The sequence below is a fragment of the Candidatus Nitrosarchaeum limnium BG20 genome (assembly GCF_000241145.1).
In the GTDB taxonomy this organism is placed as follows: Archaea; Thermoproteota; Nitrososphaeria; order Nitrososphaerales; family Nitrosopumilaceae; genus Nitrosarchaeum; species Nitrosarchaeum limnae.
In genome coordinates this window covers 1-1,692 of record NZ_AHJG01000304.1, presented here as the reverse complement: position 1 = coordinate 1,692, position 1,692 = coordinate 1, and the positions used below count along the sequence as shown (strand labels likewise).

The 1,692-nt window shown below is 30.0% G+C and carries 2 protein-coding genes; both read right to left on the bottom strand.

Going from position 1 to position 1,692, the window contains the following annotated elements; all coding sequences use genetic code 11:
* The coding region (locus tag BG20_RS11745) for a two-component system sensor histidine kinase NtrB (RefSeq protein ID WP_010195259.1) at positions 1–1,059 on the bottom strand (1,059 nt) is incomplete at its 3' end.
* A gap of 152 nt (positions 1,060–1,211) precedes the next feature.
* A partial coding sequence (locus BG20_RS10840) for a PQQ-dependent sugar dehydrogenase (RefSeq protein WP_010195257.1) occupies positions 1,212–1,692 on the bottom strand: 481 nt, incomplete at its 5' end.

The following is a 1,692-nucleotide window of genomic DNA, read 5'->3' as shown; positions in this document are numbered from 1 at the left end:
AGGTAGTGATATTGTAAAAGTCGTACCTTTTTCTAACTCTGTTTCAAAAGATATACTTCCACCATGTTGTTCTATGACTGTTTTACAAATCGGTAGACCCAATCCTGTTCCAATTTGTCTTGTTGTAAATAACGGATCAAAAATTTTGAATCTTAATTTGTGAGGAATTCCTGGACCTGTATCTTTGACTAGGATTTTCACATGAGATTCTGTTTCATTTGTTGTAATGATTATCGAGCCCTTTTCACCCATTGCTTGAATTGCATTTAGTACAAGATTTCTAAGTATGATCTCTATTTTTCTTTGATCACAATTAATCATAATATCATTTGTTGGAATAGTTACGATAAATTCTTCAGGAATTGGCATTTCATTAATAACGTTTTCAAGTATTTTCTTTAACGAGTTTTGTTGTAAATCTAATGGTAGTGGATTTACAAATTCTAGTACCTCGTTAATTTGGTGATCCATTCGAATTACTGCATGTTCTATTCGAGTTAACGTGTTTGAATAATTTTCAGTAGATGGTTCTTTTCTAAATTGAATTAATTGCACTGAATTTTTAATAACATTTAATGGATTTTTCAAATCATGAGCTACTCTGATAGACAGCTCTCCCATTATTTCCTGTCTAATTCTTTTTAGATTTTTAAATTCTTTTTTCATTGCAGTAATTTCAGTTATGTCTCTAATTGACGTGTTACTTCCAATGAGTGTTCCATATTTGTCAAAAAGATTGTTTGCACTTAACAAAGCAAGAAACTTGTCACCATTTTTCTTTTTTAACCAAATCTCACTGTTTGACACACACCCTCCTTTTTTCCATTCTTCAAACGTTTCTCTCATTTGTGATAGGCTTTCTTCAGATGTATGATCAAAAATTGTTTTGCCAATCACTTCTGATTTCAAATATCCCAAAGTCTCAAAATATGATTTGTTACAGTTAATTATTTCCCCATTGATGTTTATTGTTCTAAATAGATCAGGTGAATTTTCATATATGCTTCGATACATATCATCATTAGTTATTTTTTGAAAATCGGTTTGTTTATCTGACATGATAGTCTTTATCCTATCTAAAACTAATTCCAAAATCTAAGTGTATTTTTTTAAGAATTAATTTTTTCATACTTTATTACAAATCAAATTTCTATCTAAAAAAGCGTTTAATCAAAACAAACAAACTAGTTTTCTCTAATCTTGTGCCTATACTATTGTATTCCCCACCCACGTTCTATGAGTTTTTGTGCTGTTTTATGAGATGTACATGCCGGAGAATTATCAATTTTCAAAACTAGTGTCACATTTTCTTTGCATGAAATTTTATTTGCTTCAACACCTTTATGATATTGTTTTAATGGACTCAGATCACTGAATTCATTATTGTATTTTGATATTGGTGATATTTTTAAAATTCTGTCATCATTTCCTAACTGACTTCCTCTTCCATCATTATTGCTTGTAAGTAAGTACAGGTATCCGTCAGGTCCTGAGACTATGTCGCGTAATCTACCAAATTCATTTACAAAAATATCTTGCTGTGAAATTATTTTATCTTGACTTGAATCTATATCTAAAATTTTTAAATGACTTCCTCTTAATGTTGCAACAAATAATTTGCCGTTCCATGATGGAATTTTATCATTGTTGTAAAAAGAAATTCCAGATGGTGCCCAAGTATCATCACCTGAA